At 32.8% G+C, this 22483-nt stretch carries 11 protein-coding genes and 1 pseudogene; 6 read left to right on the plus strand and 6 right to left on the minus strand.

Translation table 11 applies throughout. From position 1 onward, the window contains the following. Window positions 1-167: 167 nt before the first annotated feature. Window positions 168-1157 (minus strand): diaminopimelate dehydrogenase, encoded by a 990-nt coding sequence (locus tag ACYSNX_RS02565; RefSeq protein WP_461753121.1) that lies wholly within the window; start codon window positions 1155-1157, stop codon window positions 168-170. A 367-nt stretch (window positions 1158-1524) separates the two neighbouring features. Between ACYSNX_RS02565 and ACYSNX_RS02570 the strand changes: the two genes are divergently transcribed. Continuing rightward, on the plus strand, window positions 1525-2064 hold the full coding sequence (locus tag ACYSNX_RS02570; protein ID WP_461753122.1) for a YceI family protein: 540 nt from the start codon (window positions 1525-1527) through the stop codon (window positions 2062-2064). A 376-nt stretch (window positions 2065-2440) separates the two neighbouring features. On the opposite strand, the gene ACYSNX_RS02575 is transcribed toward ACYSNX_RS02570, so the two are convergent. From ACYSNX_RS02575 to ACYSNX_RS02585, 3 genes and pseudogenes are all read right to left on the minus strand, one after another. Next, complete coding sequence (locus ACYSNX_RS02575) at window positions 2441-2752, minus strand: hypothetical protein (protein WP_461753123.1); 312 nt, start codon at window positions 2750-2752, stop codon at window positions 2441-2443. Between the two features lie 42 nt (window positions 2753-2794). Then, a pseudogene (locus ACYSNX_RS02580) lies at window positions 2795-3847 on the minus strand (Rpn family recombination-promoting nuclease/putative transposase); the annotation flags it as partial. Between the two features lie 765 nt (window positions 3848-4612). Continuing rightward, window positions 4613-5092, minus strand: coding sequence for a GNAT family N-acetyltransferase (locus tag ACYSNX_RS02585; RefSeq protein WP_461753124.1), 480 nt, complete (start codon window positions 5090-5092; stop codon window positions 4613-4615). A gap of 156 nt (window positions 5093-5248) precedes the next feature. Here ACYSNX_RS02585 and ACYSNX_RS02590 point away from each other — a divergent pair, with 156 nt between their 5' ends. Continuing rightward, window positions 5249-5848 (plus strand): hypothetical protein, encoded by a 600-nt coding sequence (locus ACYSNX_RS02590; RefSeq protein ID WP_461753125.1) that lies wholly within the window; start codon window positions 5249-5251, stop codon window positions 5846-5848. A 70-nt stretch (window positions 5849-5918) separates the two neighbouring features. Here ACYSNX_RS02590 and ACYSNX_RS02595 read toward each other — a convergent pair whose 3' ends face one another. Then, complete coding sequence (locus ACYSNX_RS02595) at window positions 5919-7175, minus strand: MFS transporter (RefSeq protein WP_461753126.1); 1257 nt, start codon at window positions 7173-7175, stop codon at window positions 5919-5921. Window positions 7176-7537: 362 nt separating this feature from the next. On the opposite strand from ACYSNX_RS02595, the gene ACYSNX_RS02600 reads away from it, so the two are divergent. Further along, window positions 7538-8626, plus strand: coding sequence for an AI-2E family transporter (locus ACYSNX_RS02600; RefSeq protein WP_461753127.1), 1089 nt, complete (start codon window positions 7538-7540; stop codon window positions 8624-8626). Between the two features lie 880 nt (window positions 8627-9506). Here ACYSNX_RS02600 and ACYSNX_RS02605 read toward each other — a convergent pair. After that, on the minus strand, window positions 9507-10721 hold the full coding sequence (locus ACYSNX_RS02605; protein ID WP_461753128.1) for a LuxR C-terminal-related transcriptional regulator: 1215 nt from the start codon (window positions 10719-10721) through the stop codon (window positions 9507-9509). A gap of 1707 nt (window positions 10722-12428) precedes the next feature. On the opposite strand from ACYSNX_RS02605, the gene ACYSNX_RS02610 reads away from it, so the two are divergent. The 3 genes from ACYSNX_RS02610 (at window position 12429) to ACYSNX_RS02620 (ending at window position 22482) form a co-directional block, all read left to right on the plus strand. Then, entirely contained in the window at window positions 12429-20387 is a 7959-nt protein-coding gene (locus ACYSNX_RS02610; protein ID WP_461753129.1) for an Ig-like domain-containing protein, read from the plus strand. A gap of 32 nt (window positions 20388-20419) precedes the next feature. Then, window positions 20420-21751, plus strand: coding sequence for a hypothetical protein (locus ACYSNX_RS02615; RefSeq protein WP_461753130.1), 1332 nt, complete (start codon window positions 20420-20422; stop codon window positions 21749-21751). 89 nt (window positions 21752-21840) lie between these two features. Further along, window positions 21841-22482 carry a hypothetical protein gene (locus ACYSNX_RS02620; protein ID WP_461753131.1) on the plus strand — a complete coding sequence of 214 codons (642 nt, stop codon included), beginning with the start codon at window positions 21841-21843 and terminating at the stop codon, window positions 22480-22482. Window position 22483 lies beyond the last annotated feature (1 nt).

Below are 22483 nucleotides of genomic sequence, written 5' to 3' on the forward strand. Positions count from 1 at the left end.
CCTCCATAATATATTAAACAATCAAGTGTTAAAGAAAGCAGGCTATACTTCTATACATGACATCTACTTAAAAGTATCGTAAAGTTAAGAACCGCCTTGGTACGGATCCGTATGCCAGGTGGTGTGAGAGGTCGGCTGAAGAAATAATCTTCAGCCTCCTACTCGATTTATAAGATAGATTTTCTTAACTCTGCTGGAGATTTTCTAGAAAGGTATCCTAAAGGAATATCAAAAACGCTACGCGCTCCAACTTGTCCTTCTTTAGCTAATTTTCCAACTGCTCTTGTAAAGGCAACTAAAACACTAGCGGTAAATTCTGGATTACTCTCTAAGCTTAAACTAAACTCCATTCTGTGTTTATTTCCACTAGCTGTTTCTCCAGAAGTAATTACCATTCCGCCATGTGGCATTTTATTGTGGTCCTTGTTCATTTGCTCCTGGGTAATAAAATGTACAGTAGTTTGATAATCTGCAAAATAGTTAGGCATTTCTTTAATAGTTTTCTCAATAAGAGCTTGGTCAGCATTACTATGTGCTACAACGTAGCAAACTCTTTGGTGACGTTGGGCTGCGGTAAGTGCTGGATTATCTCCGTTTCTAACTTGCTCTATAGCTTCTTCTCTAGGAATAGTGTATTGCACTCCCATTTTTACCCCTTCTACTCTACGTATAGCATCCGAGTGCCCTTGGCTTAATCCTTCTCCCCAAAAAGTATATTCTTGGCTTACAGGCAAAATACTTTGTCCTAACAAACGTGCCATAGAAAATAATCCTGGATCCCAACCTGTGGAGATTAAACTAAGGGTATTGTTTTCACGTGTAATTTTATCTACTTGCTCAAAATATTCAGGGATTTTGGCGTGTGTATCAAAACTATCTACAGTGTTAAACATAGAAGCAATATGACTTACTTGTTGTGGTAGATCATTGGCAGATCCTCCACAAAGAACCATTACATCTACTTTATCTTTATAACTTTCAATGTCCTGTAAAGCGATTACTGTTGCTTGTGAATCTATATCCTGTGGTTTTCTTCTAGTGAAAATTCCCACTAAAGTCATATCTGGATTTTGAGTTATAGCCATCTCAACTCCTTTACCTAAATTACCATATCCTACGATACCTACTCTAAGGATTTGCTTAGTTGTATTTTGCATGAATTTTGTTTTAAAAAGAAATATTATAGTTCAACCTATTTCACCTATGGTATATTGTTGATTTGCTAAATTACTTAAAAGATTTTTAACTCTGTCGTTTATAGGGCAGCTTTCTGCTGTTTTTTTAAAGCTTTGCAATATCTCGAAGTTAAGCTTATAGAAAAGTATTTTCTTTTAATGTAGCGTTCTTAAACTAGGTTAAGTAGTTCTCAGAGCAAAGTAGCTACATTTGTAAAAGAAAAATAAGGATATAATCTTATGATTATTACATTATTAATAAAAAAAAATCATATTACTATTCATAAAGGCAAAAAGTGCAATGGTAAGATAGTATCCTTTTTTTTTATAACAATTAAAAACAAATACTATGAGCGAAAAATTTATTTGGGCTTTTGACCCAACCCATTCTCAGGTTACTTTTAGAGTGAAACACTTACTTTTTACAACCATTATAGGTAGATTCAATTCTTTCAATGTTGAAATGCAAAATGAATCACAAGATTTTACTCAAGCAAAACTAGCTTTTTCGGCGGAGGTTTCCTCTGTGGATACTAGCAATAAGGATAGAGATAATCATTTACAGTCAGCAGATTTCTTCAATGCTATAGAGTATCCTACTATTCGTTTTGTTTCTAGATCAATTGAGCAATTGGATAATGAAAACTATAAAGTAGTAGGGGATTTGACCATTTTAGGTAAGACAATCTCTACGGTATTTACAGCTCAAGCAAGCCCAATTATGATAGATCCATGGGGAAATCAAAAGGTAGGTATTTCTTTAACTAGTAAAGTAAATAGAAATGATTTTGGTTTAAGTTTTAATGCCACTTTAGAAAAAGGTGGAGTTTTAATTGGCCAAGAAGTTGTTTTAGATGCAGAGGTGCAATTTGTTGGTACTCCAGCATAAATGTTTTTTATAAAAGTTAATTCCAAAGCCTTTTTGATGTTTTACTCAAAGAGGCTTTTTTTTAAACTTGCCCCAGTAGTAAATATAAGATTAATAGGGGGAACTAAAGCTATAGAAAGTAAGGATACTTCGAGATAAATATAGCATGTATAAGGGAGGATGAGGTTATGGAAAATATTTTTAAGTTTAAATCCCTTAAGGGATAAGTTCTTCTTTTAGTGTTTCTTTTATTTAGGTAGATATTAAACGAAGTTGGGCAGTACCTAAAGTGATACTGCCCAAGTTTTTATGTATTAAATTTTTTTACGAAAAGATAGTGATGTTAAAAACACATCCACCATTTACTTTACCAAATGTTATTTCCTTCAATAGAGTATTACACCTTATAGTAGATTTTCTTAGTAACTTCGATATCCAAATTAGTAATTTCTATAATCTGCTCTATGGTGTGTCCTTGATTTTTAAGATAACCGATAAAACGATGATCCTTCTCTGCTATAAGACGATCCTTCTCTGCTATAAGACGTTCATTCTCTGCTATAAGACGATCATTCTCTGCTAGAATTATTTTAAATTCTTCTAACTCGTTCTTTAAACGCTCATGAGTAAACTCTATACCCAAAGTGTCTAATCTTCTTTTTAAACTAATTTCATACTGATTCATCTCTTCTGGATTTAAATTAGCCACTCTTCCATTTATTTTCCTGGGTATGGTTATGTAAATAGAGTTTTACTCTTTGATGGATACTTCCCTAATAACTTCAATATCCAAATTAGTAATTTGCATGATCTGCTCTATGGTGAGTCCTTGATTTTTAAGATAACCAATAAAACGACGATCCTTTTCTGCCAATGCATTGTCTTTCTCTGCTAATGCATTGTCTCTCTCTGCTAATGCATTGCCTTGCTCTGCCAATGCATTGTCTTTCTCTGCTAATGCATTGCCTTGCTCTGCCAATGCATTGTCTTTCTCTGCTAATGCATTGTCTTTCTCTGCTAATGCATTGCCTTGCTCTGCTATAACATTGCCTTGCTCTACTATAACATTGCCTTGCTCTGCTATAACATGATCCTTTTCAGCCAGAGCGATTTTACTTTCTTCTACCTCTTTCTTTAGACCATCGTGGGTAGCTTGAACACTTCTAGCATCTAATCTTCTTTTTAAACTAATTTCATACTGATTCATCTCTTCTGGATTTAAATTAGCCACTCTTCCTATGTCAAAGATACGCCCAAAAACTCGCTTATCCAAAAATTTAGGAATGCTATCTAGCTCACTCATATGCTTTAACAAATAAAACCAGCTATCCATATGTCCTACTATTTCATCTTCTTTTTTATTAAAATTAGGAAGTACTAAAAACTTATAGCCCAACTTGGAGTAGATGATTTCTTTACTTTTTAAATCACAAATAGCTGTGTCTACAAAATATTCGTTTGTAGGTAAGTCGGGTAAAGTGAACTCTAGGAGTCCAATAAAGAAAACGGGAGGTAATTGATACTTATCGCCTATAGGACCTTTTTCAATGAGGTTATTAATTAAACGAGAAGTGTAAAAAACACTGCGATCTATAAAGAAATTCTGACTAACTTGTTGCATTTCAATTATAAAATGCTCGCCATTACTTCCTGTGCAATATAGATCAAAAAAAGCACTTCGTTGCTCTTTGGTGTCTCCATTGAATTCGGTAGGTTGATAATGTAAATCAACAATTACTCTTTCACCTTGAAAAAGGCCATTTAAAAAGAGTATTAAAATATCTTTATTTTCCTCCTTCCCGAAATAGTGTTTAAAACTTCAGTCGCTACCAAAGCCTATAAACGTTCCTAAATTGTTTTTTTTCTTTGCCATAATATTTAGTTTTAAAGGTTGATAGTAAAGTTAGCTAAATAACGCATTTAAAGCTAATTATTTTTGATACAAATTATAGCAATTTCACTTTAAAACATTTATAAGCAAGGTTTTAGCGCTTTTGTCATTACTTAGAACACTTTGTATTCTACCTATATGGTTTCCTACTGCTGAAGTACATCCCTTCTTTATCGATAAGGTTGCGTTTTTTTAATGTGCCTGTTCAACATAAAGTTAAGAGTCCTCTACTATAGTGCGTATGAGTAGCATAAGGTTACTTAGTGTATTAACTAACAATTTCATGTAGAAAACGGGTGGTTGAGTTATAGAATTGTTTAACTACTATTTTACTCCAATAATTTACATTTAATCTAAACTTAGAGAAATGTTCAAAAGTAAGCTTTAACTGTAACAATAGAAAAGGCAAGAATAAAGTGAAAGTATCCTTGATAGTAATTATATAAGCCTAGATAATGCATTTCAATCATCCTCAAGAAGATAAAGTATACATACAAAAGTGGCTTAGAGGTAATTTGACTAGGTTTTTGTCCAGAAGTTGCTTGAAGTAAATATAAATGTGGACAAATTTAAACGAAATGTAAAGAGTCGTTATTTAACACAAGGGGATATTTATAAATTGATTTTGTATATACGCTTAAACTTTCTGGAGGGAAAGGCTAGCTTAAGAAATAATCTTTAGTTTTCTCTTGATATTAAATAGGTTAGTCTAGTTTTTCCGTCTTCTAGAGGATCTGTAGCAATTAGTTGCATACCGTTTTTAATGCATATTCTAGCAGATCCTATGTTTGTATCGTACATTCTACAAATGATTTTATTGGCTGGGGTAGTAGAGAAAACTTTTTCAATAAGTTGTTGTAGTAATAGAGAACCTAAGCCTTTGTTGTGGAAAGGATAATCAATGATGTAACCTAATTCAAGGGTATCTTCCATATGTGGGTAGGTATAGATGCCTGCTTGTCCTACACATTTGCCTTGTTTGTCTTTTAGTACATAAAGGGTTTTATCCTGATTAGGGTCGAAGCTCTGCTTTATTTGCTCTAGAGTTAATTTACCTAAGTCTTGAGGTATGTACATAGTATTTTTAGGTTCTTGAAAAATTCTATACAAGTCCTTAAAATCTGTTTCATTCGGGGTAGATAGTTGTAAAATTTCCATAAAGATCAAATTAGGCTAGTATATTATACTACATTTGTATGTTTTTATTTATAAGAACTTATACTTGGTTTATTGCTAGAGTAAAGATAAATATAAGTAATTAATAACAGAGAAATTTATTTATTAAAAAGGAAAAGTAGATAGAAAACTAACCCTATGAGATATAGTACAATCATTTTAGTGCTTGTAAGCATTATTTCTTTAGTATCCTGCCAGAAAAGGTCTATTGACCCATCAAACCAAAACACGAGTGATTACTTATTGGAACAAATTTCCAAAGAAATAGGTCAAGATAGAAAGGTGGGAAATCTTCGTTTGTTTTCTGAGGATATATTAAAGAATGAGTTAGGGGGTTTTTGCGTATCTTATACTACTGAAAGCCAGCGTTCCAATCACTTTTATAAAATTAGAAAAGGAGAGTTTACTCCCCAAGAGATTGAGGTCTACAAACGCATTGATCCTTTTTTTATGCAAGATTCTCTATCGAGTAAATCCATTGGAGAGTTTCCAATAAATCAAATACCTTTTAATGTAGAATCCGCAAAAAATATATTAGGTGATAACTATAGTTTAGTGAGTTTGTATCGCTATGATTTTATTGTCGATGCCAATGGAGAGATCAGACAAGAATTTATTCTAAATGCCAAAGAAAATGCAACTACTAATACTGTCCTTCAAAATGCAAGTTCTTTTGCTTACAAAAGCTTTCATTTTATAGTAGCAAGAGATGGAGGAATAGTATTAGTAAATCTTTAGATAAGATTTTCTTATATACTTCAGCTCAAATATACTTAAAGAAAAACCAGTGGATTTGAGATATGTTTATTTAATCAAACTCAATACTAGTGGTAGCCTTATTGTTCTTTATCACTACTTTATTAACTCTACCCATAAGATAAATACTCAGTAAAGAAGCCGCAGCAACTACATATCCTACAATATTGTAATTCATCAAAGGACTATCGATTGTTTCTTGGTATACTAATGCTCCGGCTAATGCAGATGCAATTCCACCTGAAATTGATTGCAAAGAAGAGTTGATACTCATATATGCACCTCTATCTTTACTTCTAGGTACAGCACTGGTTAAAGCAGAAGAGGGAACCATTCTACTCATTATACCAATCATCATTAAGATATTTACTGCAACTACTACATAGAATGGGATCATGTATAAGTTTGTATATACCACACATACAATAAGAAGCCAAATCGAAGCTACACTAAAGAGATAATATTTATTTACTCTATCAGTTAATTTTCCAATAAATGGCATTAGTAATAAAGATGTAACTCCCGAGATCATAAATAGTAAAGGTAACTGATCTGGAGAAACTCCAAGATTATTCACTCCAAAAACAGTTCCAAAAGGCATCATCATAAACCCACCAATAGATAAGACAGCTGTGGATAAGAATCCAACTCTATAGTCTTTATCTTTAAGGGTAGACCACAAATGTCCAAGTACATTTTTGTTATTCTTTAATTTTAAGTGTTCTCTAACTGGTTGAAGTTTCCAGCCGATGAAAATGGCAATAAATACCGATAAGATAACAATCAAGAAAAATGGGGCTTCCCACTGCCAAATGTTTGCAATATATAATCCAATAGGAATACCAAGAACTTGACTAGCACCAAATCCCATCTGAACAAACCCCATTACTCTTCCCCTTTGAGATAAAGTAAAAATATCGGTTATAATAGCCATAGATATTGATCCGATAACTCCACCAAAAAGACCAGTGAAGATTCTAGCTGCAAGTAAAGTTAAATAAGAGTTTGCCAAGGCGCAGAATAAAGTTCCTAAAATAAAACCACAATAGAAAAACAATAGGAGTTTCTTTCTATCGAAACGATCTGCAAAACCAGCTGTAAGCAATCCAGATGCTCCTGCGCTAAAAGCGTAGGCAGATACTGCTAAACCAAAATCTTGGGTACTTAGACCTGGCATGGTTTTTAAAAGTAAGTCGCCTAATGGGGCCATAACCATAAAATCCAAAATTACTGTGAATTGGGTAATGGCTAAAATAAAAATGACGAATTTCTGATAGCCTGTAAAGCTAGTAGTGATATTTTGTGACATAAAAGAAATGTTCTTGCTATAGTTGTTTGGCTTTTGCTGTAAAAAAAGTAAAAATGCTTTATTTTATCCTTTGTTAAAAAGAAGAGACTCGGCCAAAGTGGCTGCAAAAATAGATAAAACTATTCGATATTTATCCATCGAAATCACATTAGATCTAAAAGAAAGATTTTAATATTTTGGGGCTTAGTAGATGATTTTCATATAAGTAGGCCCTTACTAGGTGGATGGCAATACTGTTTTATGTTTTGCTGTACAAATATATAGCCGTTATTTTAGTATAATTTAGTCAAAATTAAGCTTATTTTAAGTAAATTTATACACAAATATAAACCACGGCTTTTATAGTTAAAATATTTGGCACTATGTTAGATAAATCCAAGCAAATTTCTAGTACTGTTTTATGGCAGCTCATCTTTTTAGGGGTAATTATTTTTATATTTATTCTTTTAGGTTGGCACTTATCTGTTTTTATACCTGGTGCTTTAGGCGCGATTTGTTTGTTTGTATTATTACTTCGACCATTTGCTTGGTTGACAGAAGTAAAGAAAATAAATAGAATAGGAAGCATTGTTCTTTTATTTTTAATGAGTATTGTATTTATCATTGGACCCTTATTCTTACTAATTAATACTGTAAGTAGAAAGATTCTAGTTCTAGTGAATAATAAAGAGAAACTCAAAGAAGGTGTAGATCAATTTATTGCTATTTTAAATCATCGCTATGGGGTTGATTTATTCAATCAAGCCAATCTTGGGAAAATTGTAGGAATAAGTGGAAAAGCAGCAGAATCTATTTTAAATGCTTCTGTAAATAGTATAATGCAAATAGGTATAGCCTATTTATTACTTTTCTTTATTTTCTTGCAATATAAGGAACTACAAGCCTGGATATATAGAGTTGTTCCCTTTAAAAGAGATAATTTACAAAGTCTTGGAGATGAGATGAAAAAATTAGTTATCTCTAATGCTGTTGGAGTGCCATTAACTGCTTTTTTACAAGCGTGTATTGCCTATGTGGGATATTTAATATTTGGAGTTTCAGATGCCTTTATGCTTTATATTATGACTATTTTCGCTGCAATGTTACCCGTTGTGGGAGCGTCACTTATTTACCTGCCTGTTTGTGCCTTTTTATTTATTAGTGATCAAAAGGGTAATGCTTTAGGTCTTTTGATTTACTGTGTATTAATTGTAGGTTCTGCCGATAATTTAATTCGTTTTCTACTACAAAAGAAAATGGCCAATGTTCACCCTTTAGTTACTATTTTCGGAGTGATTATAGGATTGAATTTATTTGGGTTTATAGGAATCATCTTTGGACCTATCCTTATATCTTTATTTATTTGGTTAGTAAAACTTTATAATTTAGAGTTTGGTAAAAATCCTGGTGCTCTAGATCCAAGTCTTGCTCCACCCCCAAATACTACAGAGACTAATCAAGGCTCAAAGTAAATTGTGTTGTTTTGCGTATTTCTATATAGAAGTCTTTATGCTATAATTACCTCCCTGTTTTCTATAATTCAGGAATACTTATAATTTTTATAAGGGGATTATATAACTTAAGTTATTACTTTCTTGCAATAAGTAAAAGGATAGGTAGTATTAAGTGTGAAACATATATAAACCTTTAGTTTCTATTTAAAGACTTACAGATGAAGCAAAAAGGCAAGACATATTTTTAATAAGAAAGCATAATAGGCAAGTACTTTTATTTATCGTCTTTCTTCTAAGACTTACTTCAAATAGGCTACTATTAACTATATCTATAAATGGAATGGAGGAATGGAGGAACCATCTTGCATTGGCATCTAACAGATAGAAGTAATCTATTTAGTGATTGTTTTTCCTTTTATATATAGGCCCACTTGATTTGCTAATTGTCTTGAATGGCTTTAATTTGTCAAAAGTAAACATTGCTTTGGATGGGAGAGTAATTCTCAAATTTGCTTTGCTTGGTAATGAATGCCACCTGGAGAATTCTTTAAGTCTTTTTTTAAGTTATTATTAGTACAGTAATTGTTTTTTCATTTTCTATTGCTACAGGGGTTTTTATAACATGGGAAGAAAGTAAATTATTTAAAAAGAGAACTTATCGAACTCTACCATATATATGGTAGGGTATGCCATTTTGTATATAATACTAGTATTTTTGACATGTTGCTAAATTTTGCGTATTTGAAAAATATTTTTTTTTACGGGCAAATATGCGATTCTCTTGAAAACACGCGAAAATTTCACTATTAAAACATAGTTACCTGACACTTAATGACTTATGATTATTCTTTTATTACAAAAGAGACTTGGCTGACTAAAAAAGGTCTTATGCCTACTTTTAACCCTTGAGCGCAAAAATTTGGGCACGAGAATTTACATTTAATTTAATATAAATATTTCCAATATGGTATTTTGCTGTACTTAGGGTTATGCTTAATTTTTCAGATATCTTTTTATTGGTATATCCTTCCCAAATAAGGTGTAAAACGTCTAATTCTCTTTCAGTAAGCTTATAATGCGTCTTTAGATAATCTTCTAATTCACTGGTGTTCTCCTTTAAAACAGAAAGATCGAGCGCATTTTCACTTTGCTGTTTTTTCTCTTCTACAAGTAATTTATGATAGTTTCTAATTAGAGAAACATATTGAGAAATAAGTACTTTATTAGTTTTATTAATAGTATTAATCTTTACTAATGCTAAGTAGTTGATAAACATATTAAATAGAAGCAGCACTACCGTAAGACCTTTTAAGGCAATTATAGTCTCTTTGTAATTTACCTTGCTAACTAAAGGGTCTAAATCTGTGAAACTTAATGTGTAAAGAAAAATCAGATTAATTAAAAGTAGTATATAAATAGAATCCTTACGTCTTTTTTTAATTAGAAATTGCATTAAAACCTGAGTCACTATTACCAATAAAGTAACTATTATATATAAAAATAAAGGTAAGCGATTGTGAATAATAGAGTGATAAGCTAGTGAAGCTAAGCCTAGGAGAGTTGTCAGACTAAATAGCTTAAATTGTTGTAGGTAAACAAATCTTTGTATGGCAAACTTATAGAAGTAACTAGCTAGATAAACTAAGTAGACTACCAGAGAAATTAGTAGGAAATTTTCAAAATAAGGTAGGGTGAAATAAGTCTCAGGATCCATTGTGTACTTTGCAATATCAGCAAAAAAGAACATTAGTAGCAATAAGGCTTGAAATACTAAAAATATGCCCCACTTACTAGTCTTATACATCACATACATGGTAGAGGTAGCAAATATTGCTATAAAGAGTACGCCATAAAATAATCCCGATACAAAATCATATACATTACTTTGTTGTACAGTAGAAGAAATGAACTCATGACTTTCTAATTCAAATGGGACATAAGCATTTAAACTATATCTATATGGACTTAAAGTTACGGTTCCGTTTACTTTATCACTCAGTTTAGTTAAAGGTTTTGCGCTCATATTTTCAATACAAGCTATGTACCCTAGAGTTACAACTAGGAGTAGTAACACAGGTTTTATATAAGTATATATGGGTTTAAATGAATTCATTGCTACATAATTTAAATTTGATACACATAATTATGCATCTAGTCACTAAGTGAATCACCTGTAACTAGAATGGTTATAAGAACTATGTCTAAAAAAATCTATACCCTTTTCAATGAAGTAGGTAAATAAAATAGTTAGCGTATGTATATACACTATTACCGTTTCTTTGAAAATAAAAGGATAGTTGATCCGATAAGAGACAGTTTAAAGTACTAAAGTTTTTAACTCGAGACTTGTAAAATGCTTCAATGGATATAGCAAATGCCTAAAGATATTACGAGAAGTCATCCAGGTTATAAGTGAGTGGCTTATAATGTGCTGGTTCTTAGTTTGTTGAGTTTTTTGAGTCATTTTTATTGTTGTTTTGCACATGCAAGGTAAGTAATATTTAGTATATCTAACAGACAAAAAGGTATTTTATATGATTATTTCTCTTTTATTTTGAGTTTTTTGTAAGGTTATATAAGGAAATCAAGGTAAGTCGTTGCATTTTGTGTAAGGATGTAGTATTAAACTACGTCCAACTGTTTACACTTTAAGTGACCAGGGGAGCCAAATAGGATAGTTTATCCTAATGTTTTAGTAAAATAATAGTTTTTTAAATGTTAATTTTTAGTTAGAGCGCTGTTTGTAAATGTTAATAGAAAACGCAGGTTTTAAAAAGTACTTTTCCAAGGATATTGTTTGTAAAAAGCATTGCATCTCTACTGTTTTTTAATAGTTGTTAAGATATTGCCAAAGGCTTGTATTCATTGGCTTTAGCTTCTTTATAAGCAGGTGAGTTCTATATGCTGCTTTAAGAATTTATCAAAATGTATTCAAAAAATGCTCTGTTTTTTCTGTTTCATTTTACCATAAATACCGTTTTTTCGTATGGGTTTATATAATAAAAAGTGGATGTATTGCGAATTTTTATTTTATTCCATTTAATGGGATTTTATACTTTTTTTAGTAGTGGTCGATTATTTTGTTTATTCCTTTTTTATGGAAAAACACAGGGTACTAGTCCTTTGTTAAAGCGTTTAAGTTCTTTGTTTTTAAAGGTTTACAATTATTTTAAAATAATATTTAACGCAACTAATTACTAAGTATAGGGATTGTTAAATCAAATATTATGAACAGGTTTAAGAGTTAAACTATTCGTTGGTATAGGTATTAAAAGCGTTGTATCATGTAGATTTGAGAAAAATACAAGAAAGTGAACAATTTGGGAATTCTTTAATAAATGATTAGCAATTTTCGAAACTCTGAATTGTAACTTTGCCCAGCCAAAAAATAGTGATCTATTTAGTGGTGTCTGTTGTATTTTTTAACAATTGACTATTCGGGGAGAAATAGTTTAATTTTTTTTTAAAATAAATATAAAAACATATGAAAAGAAAACTAACTCACATGACCAGAACTTAAGATGGTACACACTTAGGTATTTTAAAAGCAAGGTTCTTTTAAGTATCAAACTGTAAAGACTAATGTATTTACGTTTTATCTAATTTTATGTATAATACCTGTTAAGCTAATTTGTAGCTATACTCAATAATAGGTAAGAGATTGGATAAAATGCTCTAAGCTAAATTTACCTCACATAAATTAGTTATAGTAAAGCGTACGAAATATACATAAGTTCTTCACAGAGAAATATATCTAGCGATTTATGTCTTTTGCTAGTATATATAACAAACACTCAAACAACAATATAAACAGACAACAATGAAACAAAAGAATATTTTCACTCTTCTTCAAAGGGTGATGCTGCTTTTTGTATTGCTTATTCCTTTAGTTAATTCTTACGGGCAAGAAAAAGTTTTAGCCAAGTATGAAAGTAAAAGTGATACTAAGCGAGGACTTTTAGGAGTCGGAGGGCCAGCAGTTATAAATGAAACCAATATAAACTCAGATAGTGATCAAGTATCTACCTTGTATTCATCACCTGGGTTGTTACTTGTTATATCTCAGTATGACAGTCATATAGTTGCTAAATTTGATGAAGAACTACCTGCAAATCAATGGAGTTATATCCAATTAGAAGGAGATCAAGGCTTATTTGATATGATTTTAGGTGGTAATCTGGGAGATGGTTTAGGAAAATTATTAAGTACTGTATTACTAGGAAATCAAAACATTGTGGTAAGTGCTCTTAATAGTAATAATAGCCAGGTATTTACTACCTCAAGTAATGATAGATTTTACGGGAGCCAGTCTAGATTGTTTGTCGATGGTAATGGTAAAAATATTTTAGCTATTAAACCTAGTCAACCATATCAAAAGATAAAAATAGTGAATAAAGCAATCTCATTAGTTGGGTTGTTGAATGAATACGAGGTTTCTGTAGCTAAGGTGTTTACTTATAATAATTCTACTGAGGTGGAGTGTGGTAAACCGGTGGGAACTAGCTTTGATGGGTCAGGAGGTCTAGGATTGAGTTTGCTAGATGTTAAGGATCAGAAATTAGGTAATGCTATCGATTCAGGTAGTGATTACATGAATACCTATTCAACTCTGAAAAGTAGTGGTTTACTAAGTTTAGACTTAGGGGTAAATTTATCTCAAATCTTTTATTATCCTAACGTGTCAAAAGATGATGCATCTTTTAATATTACATTAGGATTTGGAGATTTAAGTTTGTTAGATCTTTCTTTATTAGGAGGTATTCAAGTAAATGCATATAACGGGAATACATTAGTATACTCAAAACCTTTGGGTAGTGGTGTTATTAGTGGTATTGATGTGTTGGGATTATTAAGGTCTAATAATAAAGCAACTATTGCATTTGCTCCAGGAAAAGGTTTCGATCGTATTGAAGTTAAGTTAAATGGAGGTGTTGATCTAAGTCTTCTGAGTAATGGACTGAGAATTTATGATGTAGAACGTTATGGAGGAGACAATTCTAATTGCTCGAATCCTCTATTTGAAAAGCCTAAGGCTTCAGATTCTATTTTTATAGATGCTGCCTGTTCTACGGATTTAGTTGAATTTAAAAATGCTGATTTTCCTAATTGGGCTGTTGACGGTAATAACGAAAGCGCTGCTACTTTAACAGCTGCTAATGCTAAATTATTAGGTATTTTAGGTCAGCCTTCCTCAGAAGGTATGATCCATATGTCTTGGGGGAATGACAACATTCCCGCTAATACGCCTACTTATATTCGAATAGATGCTAGTAAAGAGGTTTTAAATACTTTATTAGGTGCTATTTTAGGTGATCTAGGAAATGATTTAGGTACAATATTATTAGGAAACTACTTTTTTGATGTAGATGTTTTCCAAACAGGTAATGCAAATAGTGTCCTAAGTCGAAGAAGTAGTACAAGTTTTTCAGGTAATGAAAATAATGGGCAAGGAAGTGTTTCTATTGTTCAAGATAAAAGAGGTTATTATTATTTAAAAGTAGTTCCTACAACGACATATAATAGTGTGAAGATTACAAGTTTCGTTAATCCAGGACTTGTTACATTGAATGATGGTGTTTTCACAATGAACGTATATGATATGTGTCGTGAGATCAATACCACAGAAACTTTATGTGGAAGTCCAGTGTCTACTTCTTTTAATTCTAGAGGTATAAAAGTTGACTTATTAGGAGGTTTAAGAACTAATAAATTCGAAAATGCAATCGATGGAGATATAGAAACTTATTCTTTACTTCAGCAAGGTGGTTTACTAAACTTAACAGCATTAGGAAGCGTTTCACAAAGCTTTGATTTCGCAACTCCTTCAGAGGATAGTGCTACTTTTAGCATTACAATGCAAATGGCAACTGGAGCAGTAGATCTTAATCTTTTAGGAGGTATTGAAGTTATTGCGTACAATGGCTTACAAGAAGTTTATAGAATGCCATTAACTAGTGGGCTAGTTGGTAATTTAAATGTATTAAATCTAATTTCCAAAGGTGAAAAAGGAACACTTCGTTTTGGACCAGGTCGTTCTTTCGATAGAGTTGAACTTCGTGTCAATCAAGGAGTTAATTTGAATCTTTTAGGAAATGGAGTGAAAATATATGAAGTAGAGCGTTTTGGTTCTGCTTGTCCAGATCCAGCTATTATTATCCCAACTCCAACTGAAAAACCTTTTGAAGAGGCTATATGTTCAGGTGGGCTAATAGATTTTAAAAATGTTGATTTTCCATTCAACGCAGTAGATGGTAATAATGAAAGTTATGCCTCATTAGTATCTTCAAATGGTTCTATCCTTAATTTAGGTGCAACTACTTCAATGATTCAAATGTCAACTGGTAAAACTTTACCAGCTAATAAAACTTCTTATATCCGTATTAATGCAGAAAAAGATGTTTTAGATGCTTTATTATCAGGAACGTTAGGTAAATTGGTAGCTGGAGTTGGTGAGTTTTTATTAGGGAACCACATAATTACAGTAGAAGCATATAATGATGATGCTAAAGTTTTAGAAGCGAAAAGCTCTGACGCATTTACTGGAAATGCTGGAGGAAAAGTTACTTTAGTTCAAGATACTAAAGGACGCTATTATTTAGCTGTAAGTCCAGGTGCTAGTTATAATAGCGTTAAAATTTCTACACAAAGCTCAGCTCTGTTAGGAACAGGAGGAGTAAAAGTGTTAGATGTTTATGATATGTGTTATGAAGCTGGATTAGATTCTTGTTTCCCTGCTCAGTTTACATCATGGGACCAAAGAGGTCTAACTTTAGGACTAGGTGCGGGTACTGGTATATTAAAAGGAGCTGGAGTTACTAATGCTTATTATGCTATAGATAGCAACTCTTCTAGTTATTCTCAGCTTACTGCCGGAACTTTAGGTGTTGGAGCAAGCGTGTACCAAGCTTTTTATTTTAATCAGCCTTCTTTAGTTGGAGATGAGTTAAAGGTAAGATTACAATCAGGCACTCCTGGTTTACTAAATGCTACTTTATTAGGTTCATATAAAGTTGTTACCTATTTAGGAAGTACAAAAGTTCAAGAGTTTACATTAGAGCAAGGACTTATTCATGAATTAGATCTTTTAGCTTTATTCCAATCTGGAGGTATTCAAACCTTTACTTTTGATACAACTGGAATTTATGATAGAGTTGAGATTGTTGCTAGCGGTTTATTAAATGTATCTACTAGTGCTGATTTAAAAATATATGAGGTTAAACGTGTGGGAGTAAATTGCCCAGAGGTTATTGTTCCTCATCCTTTTGAAGATCCAGTTTGTGCAACTGAATTAATAGATGTTCTGAACGCTAATGACGTTGAGAATGTATTTGATGATAATTTTGATTCTTTTGCTACTATTCAAAGTGGAGCTGGATTCTTATTAGGAATAGGAGAGAAGGAAGGAGTTATAGAATTAGGTTACGACCATATTGTGAAAGGTGGAACTACTTCTTATGTTCGTTTTGATATTGACGAGGAACTACTTGGTGATTTACTTTCAGGTAGCCTAGGTGGATTAGTTAGTGATTTAGTAAATACTATACTTTTAGGTAATCACTATTTTACTGTAGAAGTCAAAGACGAAAATGGGGTTGTAATTCTTTCTGGTGACAGTAGTGAGACTAATAGTCAGACACTGGATGGTATCATCCGCGTGATGATTGATAGAGAAGGACGAACTTATTTAGCAATTACTCCTAATAAAGATTATAAATCTGTACGTATTACAGATAAAACAAAATCAATTGTAGGTGTTACTACGCCATTAAACAGTATGAATATTTATTCAATGTGTTACGAGGCTAGTGGAAATACTTGTCAAGACGTATTTGCTACTTCATATGAATATTCTGGACTTTCTTTAGGAGTTGAAGGAATAACTAATTATGGAGTAAAATACCCAGAGCGTGCTATAGATGATAACTCTACGCATTACTCTGAACTTAGTGTTGGTACTTTAGGACTTGACAGTAAAGTGGTACAATGGTTCTACTTTAATACTCCTTCAAAAGCTGGAGAAGTGGTAAATATCGATTTTTCTACTTTTGGTGGAACAGCAAACATTGATCTTTTAGGGAAAATTGACATAATCGCTTATAAAGGTGATACTGAAGTTGAAAGAGTTGACTTTACAGGTGGAATCGTAAATGGTGTAAATGTTTTAGATCTCATCGAAAATGGAAAAAAAGTCGTATTGCCTTTTACTCCTAATGGTGAATACGATAGAATTTCTATTTCACTAACAAGTTTAGTTGGTGTGAACGTGGGGGCTTCATTGAGAATTTACAATGTTTCTCGTACTTGTCAAATGTTATCTGAGCGTTTTACTTCTTGGAAAACTTATAAAGTAAATGGTGATTCTTCTATTACTTCAGTAAAAGGTGGAGAAACTGTAACTTATACTATCCATGTGAAAAATGAAGGAAGTGCTGATATCGCTACTTTCTCTGTGAAAGATATATTACCACAAGGTGTTACTTTTGAAAATGCTTCAAATGGCGGTTCTTTCGATAGTACAAGTAAAACGTTGTCTTTCAGTAATGAAGATGTATTAGCTATAGGAGAAACCCAAAGCTTTACTTTTACTGTTAAAGTAAATACTGATTTAGAAGGTGTAGATTTAATTAAAAATATCGCTGTTGTAAGTACAGATACTAATACAAATGGAAATACTAGTTACCCTCCTTTAGACAATACAGAAGACCCAAGTGCTCCTGATACGTCTAAAGAACCAGGTACAATTATTGATGTTGATCCAACAGATAGTATTAAAATTACTAAAGTTGGAGTTAATAATACTAAAAATAGCAATGTAGCTTCATTAAATGATGAATTAGCGTATACTATTTCTGTTACAAACAATAGTAATAAGGCTATTCGTAATTTTACAATTGTAGATTCATTTGCAAATGAAAATGACGTAACTATCGAGTTCGTTAATACAGGTAATGCCGAGATTCAAGGAAAGAATATTATTTTTCTTATTCCTGTTTTACAACCAGGTGAAACTACAGAAGTCCAAGTAGTAGTAAAAGTAGTAGAAGTTCCTTCTAATACTAATGGAAAGCTAAAAAATACAGCGACCATTAATTATAATTCGCCAATTGATGGAACTAAGGTAGTTGAGACTGCTGAATTTGAATTTACTACAGAATGTACGCCTATTACAAAAGACAATTTTACTGTAACAGGAACTGATGTTGTTTGTGCAGGCTTAATGCAAACTCTAACAGCTAGTGCTGAGAGTTCTTATGTAAATCCTGTTTTCAGATGGTATAGTGATGAAGACAGAACTAATTTAGTTCATACAGGAGATACTTTTGAATTATATCCTTTAAAGGAAACTACTTACTATGTGACTTTTGAGGCTGTAGGATTTTGTTTCTCAGGAGATGCTAAAGAAGTTGTTGTAGAAGTTTTAGGTGGAACCAAGGCACCGGAGTTAAGTGTTAAGCCCGAAGATGCTATTATTTGTGTTGGCGATATCGCTACTTTAACTGCAACACAAGGACCAGTAGGTACAATCTACCATTGGTACCTTAACGGAGAGAAAGTTGAAATATTCAACGATCCGATTTTTGATAAAGATGGGAATATCACTGGTAATGAGCCTTTCTCGACAAGTCATGAAGTAGAGACTACTTTAGCTGGTATATATACCGTTAGAGCAGAAGCGCCTGAGGAGTGTGTTGGTGAAGAATCAAATGCTATTGAGGTTACTCTACAAGATCGTCCAACTATTAGTTTTGAAGTTGGTGGAGATGGAAGAGAAATTAGAAAAATCATAACTAATGTTAACACTGAAATATCTTTACCTAAAGCTACGGCAAGTAACGGTACTGCTATTGTTTGGTATACATTAGATAAAGATGGCCAATATACCGTGGTAGATGCTGATGGTGATGGAAATCGTAAGGTGAAATTTGATAGTCATGGTACTTATACTTTCTATGCAAATGCTAAAGCTACATTAAATGGATGTGCGGCTTTAGAAGAAGTAATTGTAATCGTTTATGATTCTGATGCTTGTTCAGAAGCAACTGTAAGAAAATACGCTACTCACAAAACATCGTCGGGTAGTATAATAACAGGAGGAGTAAGTAACAAAGAAAATGCTATTGATCCTGATCCTACAAAATATTCGACAATTACTACAGGTGTAGGATTATTGGGTATTGGAACAACTTGGCAAAATATTGAGTTTGATGAGTTAATTCCAGCTGGTACTCCAGTTACAATCAAACTTGGAAAAGAGTATAGCGGACTAGTATTAGCAGGAGGTCTTTCAGTAGTAGGTATTGGGGAAAATGGATTAGACATTGGTGTAATTAAACCTGTTCAAGGTGGGTTACTAGATTTACTAGCTGCAGATAACGTTGTAGAATTTACGTTTGTTCCTGGAACACTGAGTGGACCGAAAGCTTATAAGGGTATACGTATTTCTCAAGGTTCTTTAGTTGGTGTGGCTCAAAACGCAAAAGTGTATGGAGTTTATGTTACAGAGCAAGGACCTGTTTCTTGTGAGGCAGTAACTCCAGGGGCTAGAAGTAACATTCAAGATGTTCTACATGGAGTAAAAGACTTAGGATTAGGAGTTGCAAGTGCAACAGCTTCAGTAAGTAATCCATGGAATGCTGTGGATACGGATTTGAATTCTTACGCTATGATATCACGTGGAGTAGCAGTACTAAACGCTGCTAGTTTGACAGTAGTATTCAAGCAAGTTGCTTTACCTAATGATGAGTTACAAATTATTTTGGAAACTCCATTAAATCCAGTTCTAAGTTTGGAATTAATAAAAGGATACACTATTCAAAGATATTTAGGTGATAAAAAAGTTGGTCCTGCTCTTTCTGTAGGAGGAGACATTTTAGGATTAAAGTTATTAGGTCTTCTAGGTGGATATAAGGATAGAGTTAAAGTAATTGTATCAGCTACAGGGGAAGGAGAAACTTACGAGCCATTTGATAGAGTACAAATCGCTTATGGTAACGTTGTTGGGGTATTAGGTGATTTTACTAAAGTATATGATGTAAGCTTAGTACCTACTTTCATGGAAGGAAACGAAGGAACAGAGGATGTATTACATCTTTGCCACGGAGGACTATTGGAATTAACTCCTTTAGATGGATGTACACATTTTGAAGTGTTTACAGAGCAAGAAGGAGGAGATTCTTTAGAAGACGTTGGAGGAAATACTGGTTTAGTATTTGATTTAGGAGATTTACCTGAAGGAAAGCATACTTTATGGGTGCAGACTTATCGTAATGGTTGTGAAGCTGGTCCTAGAGTGCCTTTAAATGTTCAAGTGAATGAAACTCCAGTATTTGATCACTATTTATTAAATGGTGAAAAATTGGAAGCGAACTCTGAAGGTGAATTAGCAATTAAGGTACACCGCGGAGATAAGAAAACTACTTTAGATGTTATGCCTGAAGTTTCAAGCGCTACAACTGTAGCTTGGGAAATGAAAAACGTGGATGATACTGGTGTAGAGACTTGGATCGCTATTCCTTTTGCTAGTGTAGATGCTACAACTGGAAAACTTACTATGGATATTCCTCGTAATGGTAGAATTAACGGAGTAGATTTCAGTGGTAAAAAAGTAAATATCCGCGCAGTATTAGCTGCAAACATTGAAGACCCTCGTTTTGATGACGATAAAATAAAATATGAAGGAATAAGAGCTTGTTATACTTACGGAGATATTATCGAAGTAGAAATCGCTAAACGTTCCAACGTAAAAACAAACTTAAACGTAACTCAAAGAATAAAATAAAACAACAACAATAACTCAAAATAAGAACTCAAATGAAAAAATTAACAATAATCGCAGCCCTTTTGGGAACAGTATATTTCGCTAACGCTCAAGTAGGAATCGGTACACCCGATCCTGCTTTGTCAGCGGAATTAGATATAGTAAGTGAAACTAAAGGGGTCTTGATTCCTAGAGTAGTATTAACTTCTTTAACAGATTATGCTCCTATTGTAGGTGGTGAGCAACAGAGTTTATTAGTTTATAATAAAACTGAAACTACTACGGAGGGAAAAGACTTACTAAAAGGTTTTTACTACTGGGAAAATAAGCAATGGAATCGTATTGTAAGTAGAGCTGAATTAGATATAGCTATTGAAAATATCGGTGGAGATATTACTAATATCACAAAAGATATTAAAGATATTCAAGCTGTAATTAACTTCATTCTACCTTCTAACCCTGGTAATGATGGTACAGGTGACGATGATAAGGAATCACATACAACTATTGTTTATGATCAAAATACTGAGAAGTTTTACTATGTAACTTATGATGCTACTTCTAAAAACTACATTACAAATGAGATCAATATTGAAGATATAGTTGCTGGATTTGAAACTGAAACAAACCTACTGCGTTCTATCGTTACAAAAGAGGGTGCTTTACCAGAATTTACTCCTGTAGCTGCTCCAGATTCTTTAAATGTTAAAGTAGGGGAGATTTACTACCAGTACACAAACGAAGCAGGGACAAGTGAGTATATCGACATGACTAGTGATATTATTAGTCTAATTGAGAATAATGAGGAAGTTAAGAATACTATCACGAATTTTCTAAGTAAAGGTGGTAACGTATATTACGGAGACCATGACAATAACCCTACTTCACCAGATGTATTCTATACTATTACTGAAACAGGAGAAAAAGTTGAAATTATCCTTTCAGATTCATTTATCTTAAACTTAATTGAGAGAAACATCCAACGTATTAAAAATATGTTAGGAGATAAAATTAACAATACTACTATTATCAATACAGGAGATCAAATCGGAGACGAGTGGGTTTACAAATTCTTAGGAAAAACTACTGTAGGTGGTGCTGTTGCTGATGCTCCATCCGCTGTAACAAGTGGAATTGAGTTACCAGCTGGATCAAATGCTACAGGAGTAGTATCTGTTACTTTATTAAAAGGTAAAAACATTGTAGCTAATAATGTTACTCAAGTAAGTGTTGATGCTGAAAATAAAATTAGTTTTAGCTTAGGTACTGGAAACCACTACACTGCTTTACCAGCGGGAGATTATGATGTAATCATTGAATTTACTAGTTCGAATATTCCTGCTAGTATCATTGGGCCTTCTAATCCAGCTCCAGTACAACCATAATACAAAGACAAGCAATAATATAAAACACTCACTAGTGCGAGCCTTTTTACTCAAGCTTAGGCTCGCACTTTTATAAAACAAACTCAACAATGAAAAAATTATATTTAACATTAGCATTAGCTTTAATCACTAGCGCAGGATTTGCTCAAAGCAAAATCGGAGGTACTAATCCTGAAATTAATCCAAATGCAATCTTAGAATTAGATTCAGAAGCTAATAAAGGACTTTTACTTCCCCGTGTAGCTTTAACTTCGTCTACTGATGCAGCTCCTTTAGCAGCTCACGTGGAAGGTATGACAGTATATAATACTGCAACGAATGGTGATGTTGTACCTGGGTTCTACTACAACGATGGTGAAAAATGGTCTCAGATGGTAACTACAGATAATAAATCTGTGAAGTTTTTCTATATGCCAAGTATTGTTTTTGATACTTCAGAGGATAAACAAAATGTTGTTATTGATTTATTTGCAGAGTACAAAAAACAATTTGATTTAGCGAATAAAATGCAAGTAGTAGGACAGCCTAAGAACTATTTCTTTAGCGAAGGTGCTCCTAATATTATTCCTTACTTTGAAAATGCAACAGATCTTTATTACTATGTAACTGATTTTGATACAGAGGTTTTTGAAGTACTTTCTATTACAGAAGAAGGTGTAATGACTTATAATGTGAAAGCAGCTGCTACAGACGCAACAATCATGAATATTGTGTTTGTGGTTAAACCATAAC

Source organism: Myroides sp. LJL115 (assembly GCF_054871665.1).